General features: G+C 64.0%; 22 protein-coding genes. 11 read left to right on the top strand and 11 right to left on the bottom strand.

Annotated elements, in window-relative coordinates; translation table 11 throughout:
* Positions 1 to 9: 9 nt before the first annotated feature.
* Positions 10 to 492, bottom strand: coding sequence for a transcription elongation factor GreA (gene greA, locus HGP13_RS09900; RefSeq protein WP_172224617.1), 483 nt, complete (start codon positions 490 to 492; stop codon positions 10 to 12).
* 219 nt (positions 493 to 711) lie between these two features.
* On the opposite strand from greA, the gene HGP13_RS09895 reads away from it, so the two are divergent.
* The 4 genes from HGP13_RS09895 to HGP13_RS09880 all read left to right on the top strand — a co-directional run bounded on the left by HGP13_RS09895 (position 712) and on the right by HGP13_RS09880 (position 2,801).
* Positions 712 to 1,323 (top strand): rod-binding protein, encoded by a 612-nt coding sequence (locus HGP13_RS09895; protein ID WP_172224614.1) that lies wholly within the window; start codon positions 712 to 714, stop codon positions 1,321 to 1,323.
* A 13-nt stretch (positions 1,324 to 1,336) separates the two neighbouring features.
* The gene (locus tag HGP13_RS09890; protein ID WP_172224611.1) at positions 1,337 to 1,762 is read left to right on the top strand and encodes a hypothetical protein; all 426 of its coding nucleotides are present in this window, start codon (positions 1,337 to 1,339) and stop codon (positions 1,760 to 1,762) included.
* A 29-nt stretch (positions 1,763 to 1,791) separates the two neighbouring features.
* Complete coding sequence (locus HGP13_RS09885; RefSeq protein ID WP_172224608.1) at positions 1,792 to 2,328, top strand: hypothetical protein; 537 nt, start codon at positions 1,792 to 1,794, stop codon at positions 2,326 to 2,328.
* Positions 2,329 to 2,516: 188 nt separating this feature from the next.
* Positions 2,517 to 2,801 (top strand): SCP2 sterol-binding domain-containing protein, encoded by a 285-nt coding sequence (locus HGP13_RS09880; protein ID WP_027043088.1) that lies wholly within the window; start codon positions 2,517 to 2,519, stop codon positions 2,799 to 2,801.
* 85 nt (positions 2,802 to 2,886) lie between these two features.
* On the opposite strand, the gene HGP13_RS09875 is transcribed toward HGP13_RS09880, so the two are convergent.
* Positions 2,887 to 3,453 carry an N-acetyltransferase gene (locus HGP13_RS09875; RefSeq protein WP_172224605.1) on the bottom strand — a complete coding sequence of 189 codons (567 nt, stop codon included), beginning with the start codon at positions 3,451 to 3,453 and terminating at the stop codon, positions 2,887 to 2,889.
* Between the two features lie 142 nt (positions 3,454 to 3,595).
* Complete coding sequence (gene odc2, locus HGP13_RS09870; protein ID WP_172224602.1) at positions 3,596 to 4,729, bottom strand: ornithine/lysine decarboxylase; 1,134 nt, start codon at positions 4,727 to 4,729, stop codon at positions 3,596 to 3,598.
* A 540-nt stretch (positions 4,730 to 5,269) separates the two neighbouring features.
* On the opposite strand from odc2, the gene HGP13_RS09865 reads away from it, so the two are divergent.
* From HGP13_RS09865 to HGP13_RS09850, 4 genes are all read left to right on the top strand, one after another.
* On the top strand, positions 5,270 to 6,466 hold the full coding sequence (locus HGP13_RS09865; protein ID WP_172224599.1) for an amidase: 1,197 nt from the start codon (positions 5,270 to 5,272) through the stop codon (positions 6,464 to 6,466).
* A 3-nt stretch (positions 6,467 to 6,469) separates the two neighbouring features.
* Positions 6,470 to 7,369: a LysR family transcriptional regulator gene (locus HGP13_RS09860; protein ID WP_172224596.1), complete on the top strand. Its 900-nt coding sequence runs from the start codon at positions 6,470 to 6,472 to the stop codon at positions 7,367 to 7,369.
* A gap of 175 nt (positions 7,370 to 7,544) precedes the next feature.
* Positions 7,545 to 8,213, top strand: coding sequence for a DUF1007 family protein (locus HGP13_RS09855; protein WP_172224593.1), 669 nt, complete (start codon positions 7,545 to 7,547; stop codon positions 8,211 to 8,213).
* Entirely contained in the window at positions 8,210 to 9,427 is a 1,218-nt protein-coding gene (locus HGP13_RS09850; RefSeq protein WP_172224590.1) for a nickel/cobalt transporter, read from the top strand. Before HGP13_RS09855 ends, HGP13_RS09850 begins: the two co-directional genes overlap by 4 nt.
* Before the next feature lie 42 nt (positions 9,428 to 9,469).
* Here the strand turns inward: HGP13_RS09850 and denD are convergent, their stop codons facing one another.
* The 4 genes from denD to HGP13_RS09830 form a co-directional block, all read right to left on the bottom strand.
* Positions 9,470 to 10,447, bottom strand: coding sequence for a D-erythronate dehydrogenase (gene denD, locus HGP13_RS09845; protein WP_172224587.1), 978 nt, complete (start codon positions 10,445 to 10,447; stop codon positions 9,470 to 9,472).
* Positions 10,448 to 10,459: 12 nt separating this feature from the next.
* Positions 10,460 to 10,672 carry a hypothetical protein gene (locus tag HGP13_RS09840; RefSeq protein WP_172224584.1) on the bottom strand — a complete coding sequence of 71 codons (213 nt, stop codon included), beginning with the start codon at positions 10,670 to 10,672 and terminating at the stop codon, positions 10,460 to 10,462.
* 89 nt (positions 10,673 to 10,761) lie between these two features.
* Entirely contained in the window at positions 10,762 to 11,733 is a 972-nt protein-coding gene (locus HGP13_RS09835) for a cation diffusion facilitator family transporter (RefSeq protein WP_172224582.1), read from the bottom strand.
* A gap of 32 nt (positions 11,734 to 11,765) precedes the next feature.
* A complete protein-coding gene (locus HGP13_RS09830; RefSeq protein ID WP_172224579.1) occupies positions 11,766 to 12,452 on the bottom strand; it encodes a GNAT family protein in 687 nt (228 codons plus the stop codon).
* 83 nt (positions 12,453 to 12,535) lie between these two features.
* Between HGP13_RS09830 and HGP13_RS09825 the strand changes: the two genes are divergently transcribed.
* Together HGP13_RS09825 and HGP13_RS09820 are read left to right on the top strand one after the other, a co-directional pair.
* The gene (locus HGP13_RS09825) at positions 12,536 to 13,720 is read left to right on the top strand and encodes a pyridoxal phosphate-dependent aminotransferase (RefSeq protein WP_172224576.1); all 1,185 of its coding nucleotides are present in this window, start codon (positions 12,536 to 12,538) and stop codon (positions 13,718 to 13,720) included.
* Between the two features lie 152 nt (positions 13,721 to 13,872).
* Positions 13,873 to 14,247, top strand: a complete 375-nt coding sequence (locus HGP13_RS09820; protein WP_172224573.1) for a YciI family protein — start codon at positions 13,873 to 13,875, stop codon at positions 14,245 to 14,247.
* 24 nt (positions 14,248 to 14,271) lie between these two features.
* Here HGP13_RS09820 and HGP13_RS09815 read toward each other — a convergent pair whose 3' ends face one another.
* The 3 genes from HGP13_RS09815 to HGP13_RS09805 form a co-directional block, all read right to left on the bottom strand.
* Positions 14,272 to 15,027 carry an SDR family oxidoreductase gene (locus HGP13_RS09815; protein WP_172224570.1) on the bottom strand — a complete coding sequence of 252 codons (756 nt, stop codon included), beginning with the start codon at positions 15,025 to 15,027 and terminating at the stop codon, positions 14,272 to 14,274.
* Between the two features lie 296 nt (positions 15,028 to 15,323).
* The gene (locus HGP13_RS09810) at positions 15,324 to 16,064 is read right to left on the bottom strand and encodes a tellurite resistance TerB family protein (protein WP_172224567.1); all 741 of its coding nucleotides are present in this window, start codon (positions 16,062 to 16,064) and stop codon (positions 15,324 to 15,326) included.
* Positions 16,065 to 16,182: 118 nt separating this feature from the next.
* Positions 16,183 to 17,112 (bottom strand): rhodanese-related sulfurtransferase, encoded by a 930-nt coding sequence (locus HGP13_RS09805; protein WP_172224564.1) that lies wholly within the window; start codon positions 17,110 to 17,112, stop codon positions 16,183 to 16,185.
* Between the two features lie 189 nt (positions 17,113 to 17,301).
* On the opposite strand from HGP13_RS09805, the gene HGP13_RS09800 reads away from it, so the two are divergent.
* Positions 17,302 to 17,940: a 2-dehydro-3-deoxy-phosphogluconate aldolase gene (locus tag HGP13_RS09800; protein ID WP_172224561.1), complete on the top strand. Its 639-nt coding sequence runs from the start codon at positions 17,302 to 17,304 to the stop codon at positions 17,938 to 17,940.
* Positions 17,941 to 18,366: 426 nt separating this feature from the next.
* Here the strand turns inward: HGP13_RS09800 and HGP13_RS09795 are convergent, their stop codons facing one another.
* Positions 18,367 to 20,190 (bottom strand): DUF882 domain-containing protein, encoded by a 1,824-nt coding sequence (locus HGP13_RS09795; RefSeq protein WP_172224558.1) that lies wholly within the window; start codon positions 20,188 to 20,190, stop codon positions 18,367 to 18,369.
* Positions 20,191 to 20,246: the final 56 nt, after the last annotated feature.

The raw sequence follows: 20,246 nt of genomic DNA, 5'->3' as shown, positions 1-20,246 counted from the left end.
GATATCCAGCTAGGAAATGGACAGGATCTCGAGTTCGCGCGGCCCCAGCTGGACAACATCGCCAACGCTCCTGCCCATCAGCGCGATGGCTACCGGCGAGCCATGCGATATGGACGCTTGCGACGGGTCGGCCTCATCCTCGCCGACAATGCGGAAGGTCTGGGTGCGGCCATCGTCACGCTCGAAGGCAACGGTGTGCCCGAAGGCGACCACTTCATTGGCCGTCGGCACCGGCATGAGCTGAGCCGTGCGGACGCGTTCGGCATAATAGCTGACATCTCGAACCGGAACCGCCGACTGCCGCCGCCTCTCGTTGACATCTTCCAGCACGCTGGCGGCCTCGAGGGCCTGCCGGGCGCTAGCCAATTCATCCCTTAGCATCTTGAGGCCCGCCTCGGTGACGAGGTTGATCCGATCGGAAATAGGGCGAGCCGGCAGGATGGTTTCCGACGCCGCCTCGGCACTTTCCTCCTTGGCAAAGGCTACGCTCAATTGGTCGCAACTCCGTGTCGAACAGTGTTGGTTGTGGGATAACCCAAAGGCGACAACAAAGCTTCAACAATTCGACGCCTGGACGGTCCCCTCCCGACCGAAAGGCGATATCAGGACATCTGGTCGGCAATGGCTTCTGGCGCGAGCGGACAACCGATCCCAGCACCTGCATTGTGCCTCACTCCTCCCTTCGCAAGCCTGCCACAAGCTTGTTGAGGCATGGTCCGGCTAAGGAAACCCGGCAAAAGGCGGACTTTCTTGGCGATTTCACCACCCAGCGACATTGTTATGGATGTCGCCCGAGCTGTCGATCCGATGGATATCGAGGCTGCCCGCGCCGCGCTGACGAAGCGTGCGGGCGGTGCCGCCGGCGCGTTCTCGGTCGACACCGCGGCATCCGTCGATGCCGGCTCGATCCTGTCGCGCACCACGGCTGACAAGGCGGCGGCGACAGCCGATCCGGCCAAGAAATTCAAGAAGTTCGAGGCGATGATCCTGCAGACCTTCATCCAGAACATGCTGCCCAAGGACACCGAGGGCGTCTACGGCACGGGTCTCGCCGGCGACATGTGGAAATCGCAGCTCGCCGAGCGCGTCGCCGACGTCATGGCCGAGCGCGGCGGCATCGGCATCGCCAAGTCGCTGCTCGCCGACCACTATATGGACGGCAAGCGCAAGGTGCCGATCGGCCCGGTCTCAAACGGACCGGAAAAGACCGAGATTGACCAGCAAACCCGTCTTTCCACCTCGCTCGTCCAGGAATTGCAGCGCAAGGCCGCCAGGTCGATGACCGGCGACGAGACAACCATAAAAACAGATATCAAGATCTAGGCTGGGAAACACCATGACCGACTCTTCCGAATTCACCGCCAACCTGCCGGCGCGTACCACCGCGTTGGAAGCTCCGATACCGTTCGCGCGGCCCGGAAACCTTGCCGCCATCATCGGCCGCATCGAGGAGGTGGTCGAGGAAGAGACCGCCGGTATCCGCAGTGACACCAGCTATGACCTCAAGGCGTCGAACGCCCGCAAGAGCCGCTATCTCTACGAACTGACGCGCGCCATAAAGGGCGGCAGCGAAGCCGAGTTCCTCGAACAGCACCGCGAGGGCCTGACCAGGCTGCGCCAGAAACTGGCGAAGAACGAGGCGGCTATCCTGGCGCATCTGAGCGCCGTCAACGAGGTCGCCAGCCTGCTGCGCAGCGCCATCCAGCGCGCCGAAACCGACGGCACCTACTCCGCCGGCGAATTCGGCCGGATGAAGGGGTAGATCGTTGTGATGTCGGGCTCGGGCTCTGAATGATCAAGATCATCGCCATCGCGATCTGGGTCTGCGCCGCCACGCTCGGCGCGGTTTTTTACTCGTTCCAGGCAGCGGGCGAAAAAGGCGTCGGCGAAAAACCCAAGCCGATGCTGGGCGGGCTGGATTACGTCAAGACCGACGTTATTTCGGTGCCGCTGATCCGCGACTCCAAGATCGGCGGCTATTTCCTGGCCAAGCTGGTCTACACCGTCGAGCCGGAGCAGATAAAGAAACTGTCGATCCCGGCCGAAGCGCTGATCACCGATCAGGTCTACAGCTACCTCTATTCCAATCCCCAGATCGACTTCAGCAAGAAGGCGACGATCGACCTCGACGCCTTCCGCGCCGCGATCCGCGACGCCATCAACACCCGCGTCGGCGCAACCCTGGTGCATGAGGTTCTGATCGATCAGGTCAACTTCCTGAGCAAGGACGAGATCCGCGACAACTGGCTGCGCCGCCGGCAGGACTCCGACACCGCGGCCCCCGAGAAGGCCAAGCCGGCCGACGCGGAAGCGCCGCCGGCCCACTGACCGGGCACCGGTGCTCCCACCGGCTTGCCCGGTGCGGCGATAGGAACCAGCCTCCCGGATTCGCGTTGACGTAAACGTCAACCCGCCGCTATATGCGGCAGCGATTGTAATCGCCTCAGAGGCAGCATGGGGTTTCGGTCGGACCGAAGCACCGTCGCGCGACAGATGCAACCAGACAGGAGAACAGCGTGAGCGTTCAGGAGATTGCCGAGAAGATCAAGTCGCGCGTGGCCAGCAGCGGCTTCGATCGTTCCGTGAAGTTCGACACCGGCGGCGACGGCGTCATCGTCATCGACGGCGCAACCGTCTCGACATCGGATGCCCCCACCGACTGCACCATCAAGCTCTCGCTCGACGATCTCGATTCGCTGATCGCTGGCGACCTGAACCCGACCATGGCGTTCATGACCGGCAAGATCAAAGTCGAAGGCGACATGACGGTGGCCATGGCACTCAGCCAGCTGATCGGCTGAACCGCGCGGCCGCCGAATGGCGGCGTCAGGAAACAGTGACAAGCAATAACGAAAACGCCGCCTTTCGGGCGGCGTTTTGCGACAATCAGGCCGCCAGCGTCGCCTGTACCTTCAGCTTGCGTCCGGACGCCTTCAGCGTGCCGAGCACGCCATCAAGCGCTCCGTCCATCAGTTCCAGCGCCAGCAGGCGGTGCCGCTCATAGGGGCCTGGCATCGCCAGCCGGCCCGTCTTGTCGGCCGAGAAGCCGAAGCGTCCGTAGTAGGGCGCATCGCCGACCAGCAGGATCGCCGCGTGGCCGAGACGCGCCGCCTCGGCGATGGCGTGGCGCATCAGGGCCGAGCCGATGCCGGCATTCTTGAGCGACGGATCGACGGCGAGCGGGCCAAGCAGCAGCGCCGCCGGACCGCCCTCGCCCAGCCTGACATCCCACAGCCGTACCGTGCCGGCCACGCTGCCCGACACATCGCGCGCGACGAAGGCCAGCCCTTCCGAGGGCCGCCGGCCGCGTCGCAGCTTCTCCGACGATTTTTTCCGACGCATCGGCCCCATGGCGCGATCGAGCAAGGCTTCGCGCGCCGCGACGTCGGCAACGGTTTCTGCGACCATGGCGAAGGCCGGCGCATGAGCTACGATTTCAACTGACATTTCCATTTCCGCAATCCCTGGCAAGCGGAGATCTGTTCCACAAGCGAAGCCGGGCGGGCGACAAGCGCCCGCGCCGGATGATCTGATCGGCTCTCTCAGCGCATTTTCGGGCGAAGTGGTGTCCGAAAATGCATCAAACGAAGAACCGTCAGATCACGTAGGATCGGAGAGGCTCGAAGCCGTTGAACGCGACCGCCGAGTAGGTGGTCGTGTAGGCGCCGGTGCCTTCGATCAGCACCTCGTCGCCTATCGTGAGCGACAAGGGCAGCGGATACGGCGTCTTCTCGTACATCACGTCGGCCGAATCGCATGTCGGGCCGGCGAGCACACAAGGCGCGGTCTCCGAGCCGTCGTGGCGGGTGACGATCGGGTACCGGATCGCCTCGTCCATCGTCTCGGCCAGGCCGCCGAACTTACCGATGTCGAGGAACACCCAGCGCACATTGTCGTTGGCGGCCTTCTTCGAGATCAGTACAACTTCCGACTTGATGACGCCGGCATTACCGACCATGCCACGGCCCGGCTCGATGATGGTTTCCGGGATGGCATTGCCGAAATGCTTGCGCAGCGCCGAGAAGATCGCCTGGCCATAGGCCTGAGCCGCCGGCACGTCACGCAAATAGCGCGTCGGGAAACCACCGCCCATATTGACCATCTTCAAGACGATGCCTTCGTCGGCGAGCGTGGCGAACACCTTCTTGGCGTCGGCCAGCGCACGGTCCCAGGCGGTCAGGTCGGTCTGCTGCGAGCCGACATGGAACGACACGCCATAGGCGTCGAGGCCGAGGCCCTTGGCATGGCGCAGCACATCTACGGCCATCGCAGGCACGCAGCCGAACTTGCGCGACAGAGGCCATTCGGCGCCCTCGCCATCGGTCAGCACGCGGCAGAACACGCGGGCGCCGGGAGCGACGCGGGCGATCTTCTCGACCTCTTCGACGCAATCGACTGCGAACAGCCGGATGCCGAGCTGGTAGGCGCGTGCGATGTCACGCTCCTTCTTGATGGTGTTGCCGAAGGAGATGCGGTCCGCGGGCGCACCCGCGTCCATCGCCATCTCGACTTCGGCAACGGAAGCGGTGTCGAAGGACGAGCCCATCGCAGCAAGGAGGCGCAGGATTTCAGGCGCCGGGTTTGCTTTCACCGCATAGTAGATCTTGGAATCGGGCAACGCCTTCTCGAAGGCGCGGAAATTGTCGCGCACGACATCGAGGTCGACGACGAGGCAGGGGCCGGCCGGACGTCGGGTGGCGAGGAAGTCGAGGATGCGCTGTGTAGCCATCGGTATTCTCCAACACGCCTTTCGGCGCGCACAAGGGTGCGTACGCAGGCCTTCGGCCTCGCGAACACGCGGTCAAACAAAGGCGGGACGGAAATTCATGGACCCAGCCGGTGGAGACCCCGGAACCATGAAACGCCGTCTCGCGGCGATGAACCTTGGCCTTGCCCGGCTTCGGTTCGCTTTGTCTGCCTTGGCTTGGATTGGGAGACCCCGTTCCGCACTGCCGGCAATGAAGGTGTGCCTCTTTAGTAACCCCGGTCTTTGGACAACCGGAAGAGAACCAGAAAGGCCCGCACCGTCGTTGCTTCAAGGTGTCCTCGGGCTGGCGGTTGGCCGCTAGACCGACTGGAGGGGTTGGCTCCAGTTACCTTACCGATTTCCCTCACCATTCGAGGATCGGCGGACACCCACAGGCACGTGCGACTTTGGGCAAGCGCGATATATGGCTGGTTGCCGTCACAATCAATAAAAATCGTATCCAAGGTTGTAAAATTTCTGGCATCGAACAATGTTGGCACAACCGTATCCGGATATCGAACGATGCCAGGCACACACGGCCCCCACAACGCCTTCCTCAATCTTCGCCAGATGCCGGTGGCCCATGCCGAGCTCGGCCCGCTCGCCGGTCTGCGGCTGGCCGTCAAGGACATTTACGACGTAGCCGGCTACCGCACCGGCTGCGGCAATTTGCAAAGATTCGCCGAAAGCCATGCCGCCTCGCGCACGGCGCCTGCCGTGCAGGCGATTCTCGATGCCGGCGCGCGCTTCGTCGGCAAGACGCAGACCGACGAGCTTGCCTTCGCGCTGTTCGGCCAGAACGCGCATTTTCCGTTTCCGGTGAACCCGGCCGCTCCCGACCGTGTCACCGGCGGCTCTTCGTCTGGTTCGGCTTCGGCGGTGGCGGGCAGGCTGGCCGACATTGCCACCGGCTCGGATACCGGCGGCTCTATCCGCGCGCCGGCGAGCTTTTGCGGGCTGATCGGGCTGCGCACCACGCATGGCCGCATTTCGCTTGACGGCACGATGAAGCTGGCGCCGAGCTTCGACACGTTCGGCTGGTTTGCCGACGACATCGAGACCTACGAGACCGTCGGCAAGCTATTGCTTGGCCGCGACCCGCACCAGCATTCCCTGGACCGCCCGCTGTCCATCACCTGGCTGGACGAAATGGTCGCCCGCCCGGCACTTGCCGAATATGCCGGGATGAAGGGACTGGCGAGCGCGGTTTTCGGCGCCCCGGCAACGCCGGTGACGCATTTCAGCTCTACCCCCGATGAACTCTACTGGTGCTTTCGCCGGCTGCAGGCCAGGGAAGCCTGGGGCGTGCATGGCGACTGGATCACCAGCGGCGAGCGCGACCTTGGCCCCGGCGTGGAGGAGCGTTTCGGCTTTGGCCGCGCCGTCGATGACCGCACAGCGCAGGCCGAGAAGGTGCGCCGCCTGACCTTCCGCGGCGAACTCGGCGCCCTGCTTGGCAAGGACGGCTTCCTTGTGCTGCCGACCGTGCCGGGTCCGGCCCCCTATGTCGACTCGACGCCGGAGCAGTTCCAGGCCTACCGCGAGCGGGCGCTTCATCTTCTGTGCCTCGCCGGGCTCTCCGGCTTTCCACAGATCACCTTGCCCATCGGCTCGGTCGCCGGCGCACCGTTCGGCCTGTCGCTGCTAGGCCCTCCCGGCAGTGACATTGCCCTGATACGGCTCGGCCGAAAACTTCTCGACGCAGCACAAAGGGCCTGAACGATGGACACACTGACCCGCATGCGCGCCTTCATCGACGTCGTCGAGGCCGAGGGCTTTTCAGCGGCCGCGCGCAAGATCGGCCGCTCCAAGGCGCTGCTGTCAAAGTATGTGCGCGAGCTGGAGGACGAACTCGGCGCGCTGCTGCTCAACCGCACCACGCGCCAGTTCTCGATGACCGAGGCGGGCCACACCTACTACCGGCGCGCCTCGGAGATCGTGCGCGAGGTCGACAGCCTGGCGGACGCCGTGCGCGAATCCTCCGGCGACGTGCGCGGCAGGATCAAACTCTCGGCGCCGCGCACTTTCGCCGACGCACCGATCGGCCAGTCGCTGATCGACTTCGCCAAGCAGCACCCCGACATCGTGCTCGACATCCAGCTCGACGACCGCTTCGTCGACCTCGTCGAGGAAGGCTTCGACCTCGCGGTGCGTATCTCGCGCCTGGAGAATTCGTCGCTGATCGCCAGGCGACTGGCGCCATTCTCCATAAAGCTCTGCGCGTCGCCCGAACTGATCGCAAAGCATGGCATGCCGACGCGGCCACAGGATCTCGGCCACATGCCCTGCATCGTCGACACCAATGGCCGCGGGCTGAACAACTGGGCATTCAAGGGCGACAACAATGATCAGCTGAGCGTCGCCGTGTCGGGCCCAATCGAGGTCAACAGCCCGATGGCGGCGCGCGCCGCCGCCGTGTCGGGGCTCGGATTTTGCATCCTGCCGGATTTCATCGCCTCGCCCGATCTTGCCAGCGGCCGGCTGGTGACTGTGCTCGATGACCGCATCCTGTCCGGCGGCGGAATCTTCGCCGTCTACCCACACCGCCGCTATCTGCCGGCCAAGGTCCGTGTCTTTGTCGACTTTCTGGTGCAGTGGTTCAGGACACGTGAGGCCGCTTGACCTGCTTCAGCCATCAGAACACATCGCCGCGACGCGCTCTGACTTCTTGTTGCATAGGTATCGTAACCGCAAAACCGCCGCACACTTTTGGGTGACACGCACTGGCGGTCCCATTTTCGCCCCCTTTCTGGTAACCTTCGGTTTCTCGCCAAGGCCAAGGGAATCGCGACCGGGAATGCATCTCAAACGGCATGCAATCATATTGGCTTCGGCCTTGGCGGCGACCTTTGCCGCGACGGGGCCGGCCTATGTGCATCCACACGTCTTCGCCGAGGCCCGCCTCGACGTCATCCTCTCCCCGGATCACCAAAGTGTGAAAGCGCTGCGCCATCTCTGGCGCTTCGACGACCTGTTTTCGAGTACGGTGATGATGGAGTTCGACAAGAACTCCGACCTGAAGCTTGACGACAAGGAGCTGAAGGATGTCGCCGACACCGTTCATGCCTCGCTGGCCGAATTCAACTATTTCCAACTCGTCACGCAGAACGGCAAGGACGTGACGATGGTGCCGCCCCCACATCTGATGGCCAATTTCGACAACGACCAGTTGATCATCCTGTTCGAGTCCGAGCCCAAGGCGCCGATCAAGCTGACCGGCACGATCGACATCGGCGTCTACGACCCGACTTTCTATACCGCGATCGACTTCACCGAGGATTCCAACATCACTGTCGAAGGCCTGCCGTCGAATTGCACCAGCAAAGTGGTCCGTCCGGACCCGGATGAGGCCATCAAGGAAAACCAGAAGACCCTGACGGACGCTTTCTTCAACGATCCGACAGGTACCGACATGAGCAAGATCTTTGCCACCAAGCTCGAACTGACCTGTCAGCCAGAAGGATGAAGCCGGTGAGGAAACCGTCCCTGCGTTTGGCACTCGGCCTGTTGGCCCTCACCTTTGCCGCGATGCATTTCGCCAATGCCGCGCACGCCCAGAGTTCGCTCGGCATCGGCGTCAATGACGGCATGGCGCCGACCACAGGCCCGTTCGCCCACATCCTGATGTGGATCAACCTCAGACAGCAGGAATTCTATCGTGCGCTGGCGACAGCCATGAAGGCGATGCGCCAGGACAACAGCAAGATCTGGATCCTCATCGGTCTGTCCTTCGCCTATGGCATTTTCCATGCCGCCGGCCCCGGCCACGGCAAGGCGGTGATCTCGTCCTACATGGTGGCCAATGAAGTGGCGCTGCGGCGCGGCGTCCTGTTGTCCTTCGTTTCGGCGCTGCTGCAGGGCCTGACGGCGATCGTGGTCATGCTGCTCGCCTATTTCGTCCTGCGCGGCACCACCATCTCGATGACCGACGCGGCCTGGTTCATGGAGATCATGAGCTTTGCCCTTGTCACCCTGTTCGGCGCCTGGCTCTTATGGCGCAAGCTCGGCCCTTCCATCCTGCGCCTGTTCGGCAGGGCGCCCGCCTACAGCCTGTCGGCCGCTCATGCCGGCCATTCGCACGGTGGCCACTCGCATGCCGGCCGCGCTGGTCACTCCCACGCCGGTCATTCGCATGCGGCCCACGGCCATTCGGCGCCTGCTCATTCGCATGCGCTGCAAGTGCATGACGACCATGTTCATGAGCATTCGCACGACCATCATGACCACGCCGCGCATGACCACCCGCATGATCATGCGCATCACGACCACGCGCATCACGATCACGCGGCAGGCGAGGTCTGCGAAACCTGCGGCCACTCGCATGCGCCGGATCCGGCGCTGCTGTCGGGCGACCGCTTTGACTGGCGCACCGCCTGGTCGGCTGTGGCCGCCGTCGGCATCCGACCCTGCTCCGGCGCGCTGATCGTGCTGAGCTTCGCGCTGCTCAATGGGCTCTGGCTCGGCGGCCTCCTGTCGGTGCTGGCAATGTCGCTTGGAACCGCCATTACCGTCTCGGCGCTGGCGACACTGGCCGTGACCGCTAAGAACTGGGCGGTGTATTTCGCCGGCGACGGCCGCATGGGCAACCGCATCCATTCGATTGTCGAGATCGCCGGCGCCGCCTTCGTCTTCCTGTTCGGATTGCTGCTGCTGTCGGCGAGTCTGACGGGCAGCGTGTAGGTCTTCCCCATCCCATCGAAAAGGGATGGACGTCGCAAACTCCTAGCCAGGAATCTGGCCATCCAGCTCATCCTCGATATGGGCGCGGATGATCTCGTCGAAGCTCTTTTCAGCAGTAAAGCCAAGCTCCCGTGACCGCTGCGCCTCGAAGCGGGTCGGCCATCCCTTGACGATCGCCCAGATCGTCTCGTCGGGCACCTCGCGGATCAGGCTTACCGTCTTCGGCCCGGCGATGCGCTCCAGCGCCTCGATCTGCTCACCGACGGTGACGGCGACGCCGGGCATGGTCAGGTTGCGGCGCGGCCCGACGGCAGCACCGTCGATCCCGGCCGCACGGATCAGGAAATTCACCGCCGAGCGCGGGCTGGCATGGGTGTGCACGACCGAGCGCGGCACCGGCAGGATCGCCTCATGGCCGCTCAGCGGTTCGCGGATGATGCCGGAGAAGAAGCTGGATGCCGCCTTGTTCGGCTTGCCGGGCCGCACGCAGATCGTCGGCAGGCGGATGCCGATGCCGTCGAAGAAACCGCGCCTGGAATAGTCGGCGAGCAGCGCTTCGCTCATCTGCTTCTGCGTGCCGTAGGAGGTCAGCGGTGTCGGGTGGAATTCATCCGGGATGACATCCGGGAACGGCGCACCAAACACCGCGATCGACGAGGTGAAGACGACGCGCGGCGCAAAACCCCCAAGCCGGATGGCATCGAAGAGGGCGCGCGTGCCGTCGAGGTTGACGCGGTAGCCGAGATCGAAATTGGCTTCCGCCTCGCCTGACACGATGCCGGCGAGATGGAAGACGACGTCGGGGCGCGACGCGACCAGGCCTTCGGCGGCACCTGTCACCGCGAGGTCGCCGGTATGGGTGCTGATGCTGACGCCTTCCATCGCCGGCGCCTGCGGCGGCACGATGTCATGCAAATCGAGCGCGGTGATCTCTTTGCCGCGCAACGTGCCGTCCTTGGCCAACCGGGCGATGAGTTTGCGGCCGACCATGCCTGCGGCGCCGGTGATCAGAATGCGCATGTCAAAGATCCCTTACTTGCCCTGATTTTTGCGCTGGCTGCGCGCGCGCAGCCAGAACACGAGGAAGAACGCCAGCACGAAGACGACGCCGAAGATACCCGCCAGCACGGTCGAAAAACTGCCGAGTGCCAGCATCACTGTCGGCAGATAGAAGGCGGCAATGCCGAACAGCAGCATGATCCAGACCGCCGCGATGGCCGCATTGCGCGTGTCACGGTCCATCATGCCGCACCGGAGCGGCGGTCGTTCGTCGGGCTGGGTTTCAAAGCTGGAAAACTCCTGAGACAGGTCCGATCAATGGTCATCGATCGGGCCTAGTGATGGTGGCCGTGATGCGCAGCCGCATCGTGCTCATGCTGGTGATCGTGGTCGTCACCCTCATCGGCACAGTGGCCGAATTCCGGTTCCACGGTGGCATGGCTGATGCCGTGCTCGCTGGCAAGCCGCTTCTTGATGGTGCTGACCGCCTGGTACGCATCGACACCCTCGTCGAGGCAGGCATGCAGCGTCGCCATATTGCTTGACCCGTCGAGCGACCAGACATGCATATGGTGCACCTCGCGCACGCCCGGGACCGCCGTTTCCAGGTCCTTGGCGACCAGGTCCCGATCGAGGCTTGGCGGCACGCCCTCGAGCAGGACGTGGGCGGCGGCGCGCATCAGCGACCAGGCCGTCGACAGAATCAGCAGCGAGACCAGCACCGACAGGATCGGGTCGATCGGCGTCCAACCGGTCGCCAGGATCACCAGCGCCGCCACGATCGCCGCTGCCGAGCCAAGCAGGTCACCCAGCACATGCAGGATGGCGCCGCGCATGTTGAGGCTTTCGCGGTCGCCGCCATGCAGCACGAAGAAGGAGCCGAGATTGACCAGCAGGCCGAGGATCGCCACCACCAGCATCGGTCCGCCCAGCACCGGCGCCGGTGTGAGCAGGCGGTCCCAGGCCTCGTAGACGATCCACAGCGCGATGACGAAGATGGCGATGCCGTTGGTGTAGGCGACCAGTGTCTTGACCCGGCCGAAACCATAGGTGAGCCGGCCGGTCGCCGGCCGCCCTGCGAGATGGAAGGCATACCAGGCAAGGCCGAGCGCGATGGCGTCGGCCAGCATGTGGCCGGCGTCCGCCAGCAGCGCCAGCGACCCGGTGAAGAGGCCGCCAAGCGCTTCCGCCACCATGAAGCCCGCCGTCAGGCAGGCCGCGATCAGCACGCGCTTCTTGTCGGTGGAGCCATGCACATGGCCGACGCCGCCGTGGTCATGCCCGCTATGGTCGTGGGACTGCGCCACTGGCAACTCCTGTCATGCGCCCCAAGCCGGACTTAAGCGCCGAATTCCGCGCGACAATCCTCGAGCCGTCGCTTTTGCTGGCCGGCGCCGTCGAAATTGGCCGGATCGAGCCACGCAACATAGGCTTTGCGCAGGGCCGGCCATTCCTTGTCGATGATCGAATACCACGCTGTGTCGCGGTTTTCACCCTTGACGATGAGGTGCTGGCGGAAAATGCCCTCGAACTTGAAACCGAACCGTTCCGCCGCCCGCTTCGACGGCTCGTTGCGGTTGTTGCACTTCCATTCGTAGCGGCGGTAGCCGAGCTCGTCGAAGATGTATTTCATGAACAGGAACTGCGCTTCCGTCGCCGCCGGCTTGCGCGAGATCAGCGGCCCCCAATAGATGTTGCCGATCTCGATGACGCCATAGGCTGGATCGATGCGCATCAGCGTCTGGCGTCCGGCAACCTTGCCGCTGGCCTTGTCGATGATGGCAAAGAACAGCGGATCCTCGCTGGCCTCGACCTTGTCCAGCCAAGGCTGGAAGGCGGCGCGGGTTTCCGGCGGATAGTCGGGCAGCCAGGCGAAGCGGCCATCGACATCGGACACGGAAGACGCCTCAAAGAGCCCATCGCCGTGTTTTGCGGCGCTCAGCGGTTCAAGCCTGACATATCGGCCGTCGATCGCCTTGCGCTCCGGCCGGGGACGCGGTTGCCAGTCTTTGAGATTTTCCGACACCCAAAACTCCAATCCGTTTGACTTTTGCCTGGTGAAGCTCACAAAAACGCGACCCAGCAGCAAGAACCACACGGACGAGAAAAATGCTCCACACGATTTCGGCCTTCGATCGCCTCGGCGAGGAAAATGCATTCGCGGTGCTGGCCAGGGCGACCGCACTAGCGAGCCAGGGCCGCGACATCGTCAATCTCGGCATCGGCCAGCCCGACTTCAAGACGCCGCAGCATATCGTCGAGGCGGCGATCAAGGCGCTGCGTGACGGCCACCACGGCTACACGCCCGCCAACGGCCTGCTGGCGACGCGCGAGGCGGTGGCGCGCCGCACGCTGACCACCACAGGCGTCGAGGTCTCGCCCGAAACGGTGATGATCCTGCCCGGCGGCAAGCCGACCATGTTCGCGGCGATCCTGATGTTCGGCGAACCCGGCGCCGAGATCCTCTATCCCGATCCCGGCTTCCCGATCTACCGTTCGATGATCGAGTTCACCGGTGCCGCACCGATACCCGTGCCAATGCGCGAGGAGAACGGCTTTGCCTTCTCGGCCGAGGAGACGCTGGCGCTGATCACGTCCAAGACCAGGCTGCTGATCCTCAACTCGCCGGCCAACCCGACCGGCGGCGTCACGCCGCGCGCCGAGATCGAGAAGCTGGTCAAGGGGCTGGAGAAGCACCCTGATGTCGCGATCCTCTCCGACGAAATCTACGACGTCATGACCTATGATGGCGAGACGCATTGCTCGCTGCTCGCCTACCCCGAAATCCGTGATCGGCTGATCGTGCTCAATGGCTGGTCCAAGACTTGGGCGATGACCGGCTGGCGCATGGGCTGGTCGATCTGGCCGAATGGCGACAAGGGCGCCCATCTCTATGACAAGGTGCGCAAGCTCGCGGTCAATTGCTGGTCCTGCGTCAACGCGCCGAGTCAGTTCGCCGGCATCGCGGCCATCGATGGCCCGCAGAACGATGTCGACACCATGATGCGCGCCTTCGACAACCGCCGGAAGATCGTCGTCGAAGGCCTGAACGCCTTGCCCGACATTTCCTGCATCACGCCCAAGGGTGCGTTCTACGCCTTCCCCAATGTGTCGAAGACCGGCTGGAAGGCAAAGAAGCTCGCCTCCGCCCTGCTGGACGAGGCCGGCGTGGCGCTGATCGGCGGCCCCGATTTCGGCATCCTCGGCGAAGGCTACATCAGGCTTTCCTACGCCAATTCCGAGGAGAACATTCTGCGCGCGCTGGAGCGGATCGGGGCATTCCTCGCCAAGTAGACTTCAAAGCGGGCCGGTGCCCTCTTCCAGACAGTTTGCGGCCAGCCGCCAAGGCGGTGTCATGAGCCGTCCGGAGGCTCGCAGCCAAGACTGGGCGTACATGTCGGGAACGGTTACGGTCCTAAGATCATGATCGAATTGGGGTGCGCCGGATGTTCTATGCAATCCTTGCCTATCACGTGGAAGATGCGATCAAGGCGCTGACGCCGCAGGACGACGCAGCACTGATGGCCGAGCTGCTGAAGATCAACACCCGGCTTCATGACGAAGGCACGCTTGGACCGTCCGCGCGCCTGGGGGCGACACAGGATGCCATTACCCTGCGCGGCCCCGGCGACGGTGTGATCATCGACGGTCCTTTCGCCGAGACCAAGGAACAGCTGCTCGGTCTCTATGTCGTCGACTGCGCCACGCGGGACGACGCCATCGCGATCGCCCGCGACCTTCGCCGCGTCAATCCTACCGCGGTTTACGAGATCAGGCCCATTTTGCTGTTCAAGCCCGGCGTGCCGCTTGCGGGCAAATGAACTGGCGGCGCCAGAACCCGCCGCTCACCCACGTCCCACGAACGGCATCTTGGTCGCCATCACGGTCATGAACAGCACATTGGCGCCGAGCGGCAGGCTGGCCATGTGGACGACGGCATCGGCGACGCGCTGGACATCCATCACCGCTTCGGCTGATATCGAGCCATTGGCCTGCGGTACGCCGACGGTCATCGGCTGCGCCATATCGGTCAGCGCGTTGCCGATGTCGATCTGGCCGCAAGCGATGTCGTAGGGGCGGCCGTCGAGCGCCAACGTCTTGGTCAGCCCCGTAATGGCATGCTTGGTCGCCGTATAGGGCACCGAGCCGGGGCGCGGCGCATAGGCCGACACCGAGCCGTTGTTGATGATGCGGCCACCCATCGGCCGCTGCTTGCGCATGGCGCCGAAGGCTGCCCGGGCGCACAGGAACGAACCGGTGAGATTGACGCCGACGATATCGTTCCACACCTCGACCGGGATCTCGTCGATCGGCGTCGACTTGTATCCCATGCCGGCATTGTTGAAGAGCAGGTCGACGCGGCCGAAGGCTTCCGCCACCGTCTCGAACAGATCCTCGACCTCACCGGCCTTGCTGATGTCGCAGGCGACCGCCAATGCCTTGGCATCCGTCTTCCCGGCGTCGGCGATCGCGGCATCCAGCACCGCCTTGCGGCGGCCGCAGAACACCGTGTTCCAGCCGTGCTTGAGCAGCGCTGTGGCAACGCTCTTGCCGATACCCGTGCCGGCGCCGGTGACAATGGCGGTTTTTTGCTCGGTCATATCTATCCTCCGGCAGCGCCGCGCGTGCCTAACTTATTTTTGGGATTAGGCTCGGGAAGAAGGCATCGCAAATGACGGTAGCTATGGCAAGCCGGCCGTCGGGCCGTGATCCTGAAAAGCTGGATCAGTTTTTGGGGGAGCCCTGACAAGGGCCGACAAAAAGGGCGGTCATTGGCGACCGCCCTGATCTGAACCGGGCTTGGGAGGAGGAAAAGCCGATCCGACTGTGTAGAATGATGCGCTTCCTGAGTTAACGAAAAGTTAACGCCGGAAAGGCGGCCTGTCCCGATCTGACCTTACCAGCGCGGATTGGGCGAAGTCCCGGTCTTTGTAGCAGGACCCTTGGCCGCCGAAACCGTCGCCTCGACATGATCGACCAGCGCATCCGGCAGGCCGAGCCGGCCGGCAAGCAGGTCGAGATAGCCGCGTTCGGCGCGTGTGTCGGGATCGATGGTGAGGCGTGATGCCGTATAGAGTTCGAGCTTCTGCGCGTCGGTGTGAGCACCCGCCACCAGCGTGTCGAGATTGAGCGGGCTTTCCAGCTCGGCCATCAGGAATTTCTCGGCATCGGTACCGATCCCCGAAAGGCTGAGCTTGCCGGCGATCTTCTTGCGCTCCTCGTCGTCGACATGGCCATCGGCCTTGGCCGCCGAGATCATCGCGCGAACGAGCGTCATCGTGAACTCGTCCTCGCCCTGCGGCGCCTGTGACGGGTGGAAGGCGGTGTCCTTGGGCGGCGGCAGCAATTCCGGCTCGCCGGCGGCGGGCGCCTGTTCCGGCGCATTGCCGGCCTTGTAGTTCTGGTAGGCCTTGTAGGCGAGGCCGCCGATCGCGGCCAACCCACCGAGCTTCACCGCGGCACCGGTCACTTCGCGGCCGGCACCTGTTCCAAGCAGCACCGCCGCGAGCGCACCGGCGGCCAGCGGATTGTCCTTGGCCATCTGCACCGCTTGTCCAGCCTTGTCGCGGACGGTGCCGCTGGTGCCGGGAATTTGCGAGCCGAGCAGATCGTCGAGAAGCTTCTTGGGATCGAACATTCAGTGCCTCCAGCATATGCCCGGCCGAACGGGCTGGTTTCGAACGCCGAAGACGTAGGTCCCAAAACTTGACATTGCAATGACAGGCCGCCGCTTTGCCGCGGCTCCGATGCCTTGATCAGGACCCGATATGAGGCCCCTTGCCCCGCGCCTCAGCGAGTTCGACCTGCCGCTGGCGCTCGGCATAGCGCTGACGGTCCTCGTCGGTACGGGCATCGAAACAATGCGGGCAAGAGACGCCGGCGGCATATTTCGGCGACGCCAGCTCGCTCGCCGTCAGCGGATGGCGGCAGGCGCGGCACAGTTCCGCATCGCCCTCGGCAAGGCCGTGCGACACCGAAACCCGCTCGTCGAAGACGAAGCACTCGCCTTGCCACAGGCTCTGTTCGGCCGGAACTTCCTCCAGGTATTTGAGGATGCCGCCCTTGAGATGGAACACGTCCTCGAAGCCGAGCGACTTGACGTAAGCCGTCGCCTTTTCGCAGCGAATGCCGCCGGTGCAGAACATCGCCACCTTGCGGCCTTCGAGTTCCGACCGGTGCGCTTCCACCCAGGCCGGGAACTCGCGAAAGCTCGTGGTCGCCGGATCGACCGCGCCCTTGAAGGTGCCGATCGACACCTCGTAAGCGTTGCGCGTGTCGATGACGATCGTGTCGGGCTGCGAAATCAGTGCGTTCCAGTCGGCGGGCACGACATAGGTGCCGGCGGTTGTCGCCGGGTCGATATCCCTAACACCCATGGTGACGATCTCGCGTTTCAGCCGCACCTTCATGCGGTGGAACGGCATGTCCGCTGCTGCGCTGTACTTGACCTCGAGGCCCGCCAGGCCGTCGACGGCTTCGATATAGTCGATGAGTTCGGCGATCGCTGCTTCGCTGCCGGCGACGGTGCCGTTGATGCCTTCATGCGCCAGAAGCAGCGTGCCCTTGATGCCGCGTCCGCAGCAGAAGGCCGCGAGCGGCGCGCGCAGCGTCTCGAAGGCGTCGAGCCGGGCAAACCGGTAGAGCGCGGCGACGCGAACGGGCTGGAATGGAGCGGACTGTGTCATTGCCAGAGCAACTAGACGCTCGTAAAAGCCGATTCAAGGCGAAACGAGCCTCGGTGCCTGTCATGGCCCTGTCGGCGAAGAGCCCGTAAGCTGTCGCACGGCGCGTGACAACGCGACGCGACCGGTTTCGTGGACAGGCAAACACCCGTCTGCTAATCGGTTGAAATTCCCCTTGGTATGGAGAGACAGATGACCAGCAAGACCGAAAAACTCCTGTCGCTCATCAACAGCCAGCCGGTCATCCCGGTGCTGAAGATCACCGATGTCGCCAATGCGGTGCCGTTGGCCCGCGCCCTGGCGCGCGGCGGCCTGCCGGCGATCGAGATCACGCTGCGGACCGCCGATGCGTTGGAAGCGATCCGGCGCGTGGCGGCCGAAGTCGAGGAAGCAATTGTCGGCGCAGGCACCATTCTGGACGCCAAGCAGTTCGACGAGGCGGCCAGCGCCGGCTCGCGCTTCATCGTCAGCCCCGGCATCACACGCGAGCTTCTGGCCGCCGCTGCCGATAGCGAAGTTCCGCTGTTGCCCGGTGCCATCACGCCCGGCGAGATCATGGCCGCGCGCGAGGCGGGCCTGCGCTTCCTGAAATTCTTCCCGGCCGAGCAGTCCGGCGGCATCGCCTCGCTGAAGGCCTTCGCCTCGCCGCTGGCCGATGTCAAATTCTGCCCGACCGGCGGCATCACCGGCAAGAATGCCGCCGACTACCTCAGCCTGTCCAACGTCATCTGCGTCGGCGGTTCCTGGGTCGCGCCCGACGACATGGTCAAGGCCGGCAAGTGGGACGAAATCGAAGCCCTCGCCCGCGCTGCCAGCCAGCTCGGGAAATAGCGTTGCCACGCGCACACAAAAACCCGGCCAGCTTCCGCTGACCGGGTCTTTTCACATTCAACTTTGACTGATCAGTTGCAGACCTTGACCTCTTTGGTCACCTTGTGATGGTGCTTCCAGGTCGTGACCACCCTGGTGCATATGATTGTCGGTCTTGACGACAACGGTCTCAGCCTGTGTGGGAGCAAATTGCCCCCGAAGCGGTTGCCAGCGCAATGACCGATGCCAATAGAATGTTCTTCATGGATATCCCCGGGTTTGAACTTACTGACACCGACCCGAACATCGGCAAGCTGTTCCGGCATCACTAGAAGTTCAGCCGCGCGTGATCTTGCAGAGATAGCGGCGCCATTTCCATCGTGCCTTTGGGCAGCAAAAAGCCGCGCCGGTTGCCCAGCGCGGCTTCTGTTATCTCTGGCTAGGCGGTTACTTCGTCTGGAAGCGGGCGACCGACATGAACTTGACGGCATTGCCGGTGAAGCGATTGACGTCAGCCACTTCGTTGCTCGGCTGGAAGCCGGCCGTATAGACCTCGCTCGGCGGCGTATGCACGATATTGTAGGCGTAGCCCGGCGCCGTCGTCGCGCTCGAAACGGTGGCGACTTTGTCGCCGCTGGTCAGCGCCCAGCGGGCGGCCTGGGGTGCCGCGGCAACCACCATGGCCCTGGGGCCGGGCTTCTGGTCGCGGGCGGTGGCCCTGGCTTCCTTGCGGGTCGTCTTCACGCCGGCGCCGATCGCGGCGGCCGGATCGGAACCAGCCGGACGGGCGGCAACTGCCTGGCGCGGCGTTGCGACATCGACGTAAGACGGATCGTTGAAAGCCGAGCGCGGTTCTTCGGCCAGCGATGCAACCTGATATTCGTCGGCATTGCCGGCTTGGGCGCTGACTTGGGCGTTGGCGTCGTCGAGCACGGCCTTGACGGCGTCCGGCTTGGCCGGCTCAGGCCGCGCCGAAGGCAGAACCGAGAACGCATCGGTCGCGGTGCTGCCCTGTTCGGCCGTATCCGCCAGCGCCATCAACACATCCTTGCTGGGCGGCGGTGCGAGTTCCGCCGGCAGCGTGCGTTCGGGACGCCATGTTGGCAACGGGATGTTGTTGACGGTAACCTGCGTCGGATCGGCGGCAGCAGCAGCCGATGCCGCGGCAGGGTCAGCCTTGCTGAAAGGCATGTTCGCCGGCGCCTGCGCGGTCGCCACGGCCTGTTCGGTGGTCGCCGTCGCGTCCGCCATGGCGAACGGAACATTCTCAGGCTGCGCGCCGACATCGACCTTCGGCCGCGGCGCGAAATCGGGCACTGGAATTTCCTTGGCCGGCAGCGCGGCAATGATCGTTTCCGGCGTATCCTGTTCCGGTTCCGGAGCCTGCTCGTCGGCAATCTGCGGAATGTTGGCGCGCTGCGCTTTGTCAGGCGCGACGATGGCAATGCCCGGCAGGTTGCTGCTCTTGGCGGCAGCAGTCGGCTTCAGGTTTCTCGGCTTGGGCGCGGGAGCAGCCGAGGCGGTCTCGACATCGGCGCTGTCGTCGGCCTCGTCGTCGCCGCCACCGCCGAAGAAGGCAGAGAGGAACCCGCCGGATTTCTTGCTGCCGCCACCGGCGCTGGCCAGTTCGATGTTGGGTGTGCCGGAGCCCTTGCGGGACTTGTAGGAGGCGAGCGCCTGTTCATAGCCGGGCAGCGGCCGGCCGTCGCTCGGCACATGCAGCGTCTTGCCGTTGGGGAACAGGCTGACCAGTTCCTGGCGGCTGATGCCGGGCCAGTGGCGCACATTACCGACATCCATATGCACGAACGGCGAACCGGAGGTCGGATAGTAGCCGACGCCACCGCCCTGCATCTTGAGGCCGATGTTGCGCAACTTCTTCAGCGGCACGCCGGGGATGTAGAAATCCATCGCCTTGCCGAGCATGTGCTGGCTCTTCTCGGCAACACCTCGGCTGCGGCTGCGCAGCATCGAGTTGGTCGACGGCGAACGGTAGCCGCACACGACCTGGATATAGTCGGTGGCGCCGCTTTGGCGATATGCCTCCCAGACCAGGTCCAGCAGGCGCGGATCCATCTTGGTCGGCTCGTTGCGGCGCCAGTCGCGCAGGATGATGTTGATCTTGCGCAGGCCCTCCGGATCGTAGCGGCCATTGCGCTTGTAGACGATCTCCGCCTTTTCGTGCGTGTGGAGGTGGTAGAGCTTCAGCGAACGAACTTCGGCCTGGGCGCCGGTGGCGGCCGCGGCAACAAAACCAAAAGCGACGATCATCGCTGCCAGCCATCTCGGCCAGACGCTCAGATGATGATGACGCCCGTTTGTGAGTC

The sequence above is a fragment of the Mesorhizobium sp. NZP2077 genome (assembly GCF_013170805.1).
Lineage (GTDB): Bacteria > Pseudomonadota > Alphaproteobacteria > Rhizobiales > Rhizobiaceae > Mesorhizobium.
The sequence above is the reverse complement of the archived record's forward strand: the minus strand, read 5'-3'. Positions and strand labels throughout refer to the sequence as shown.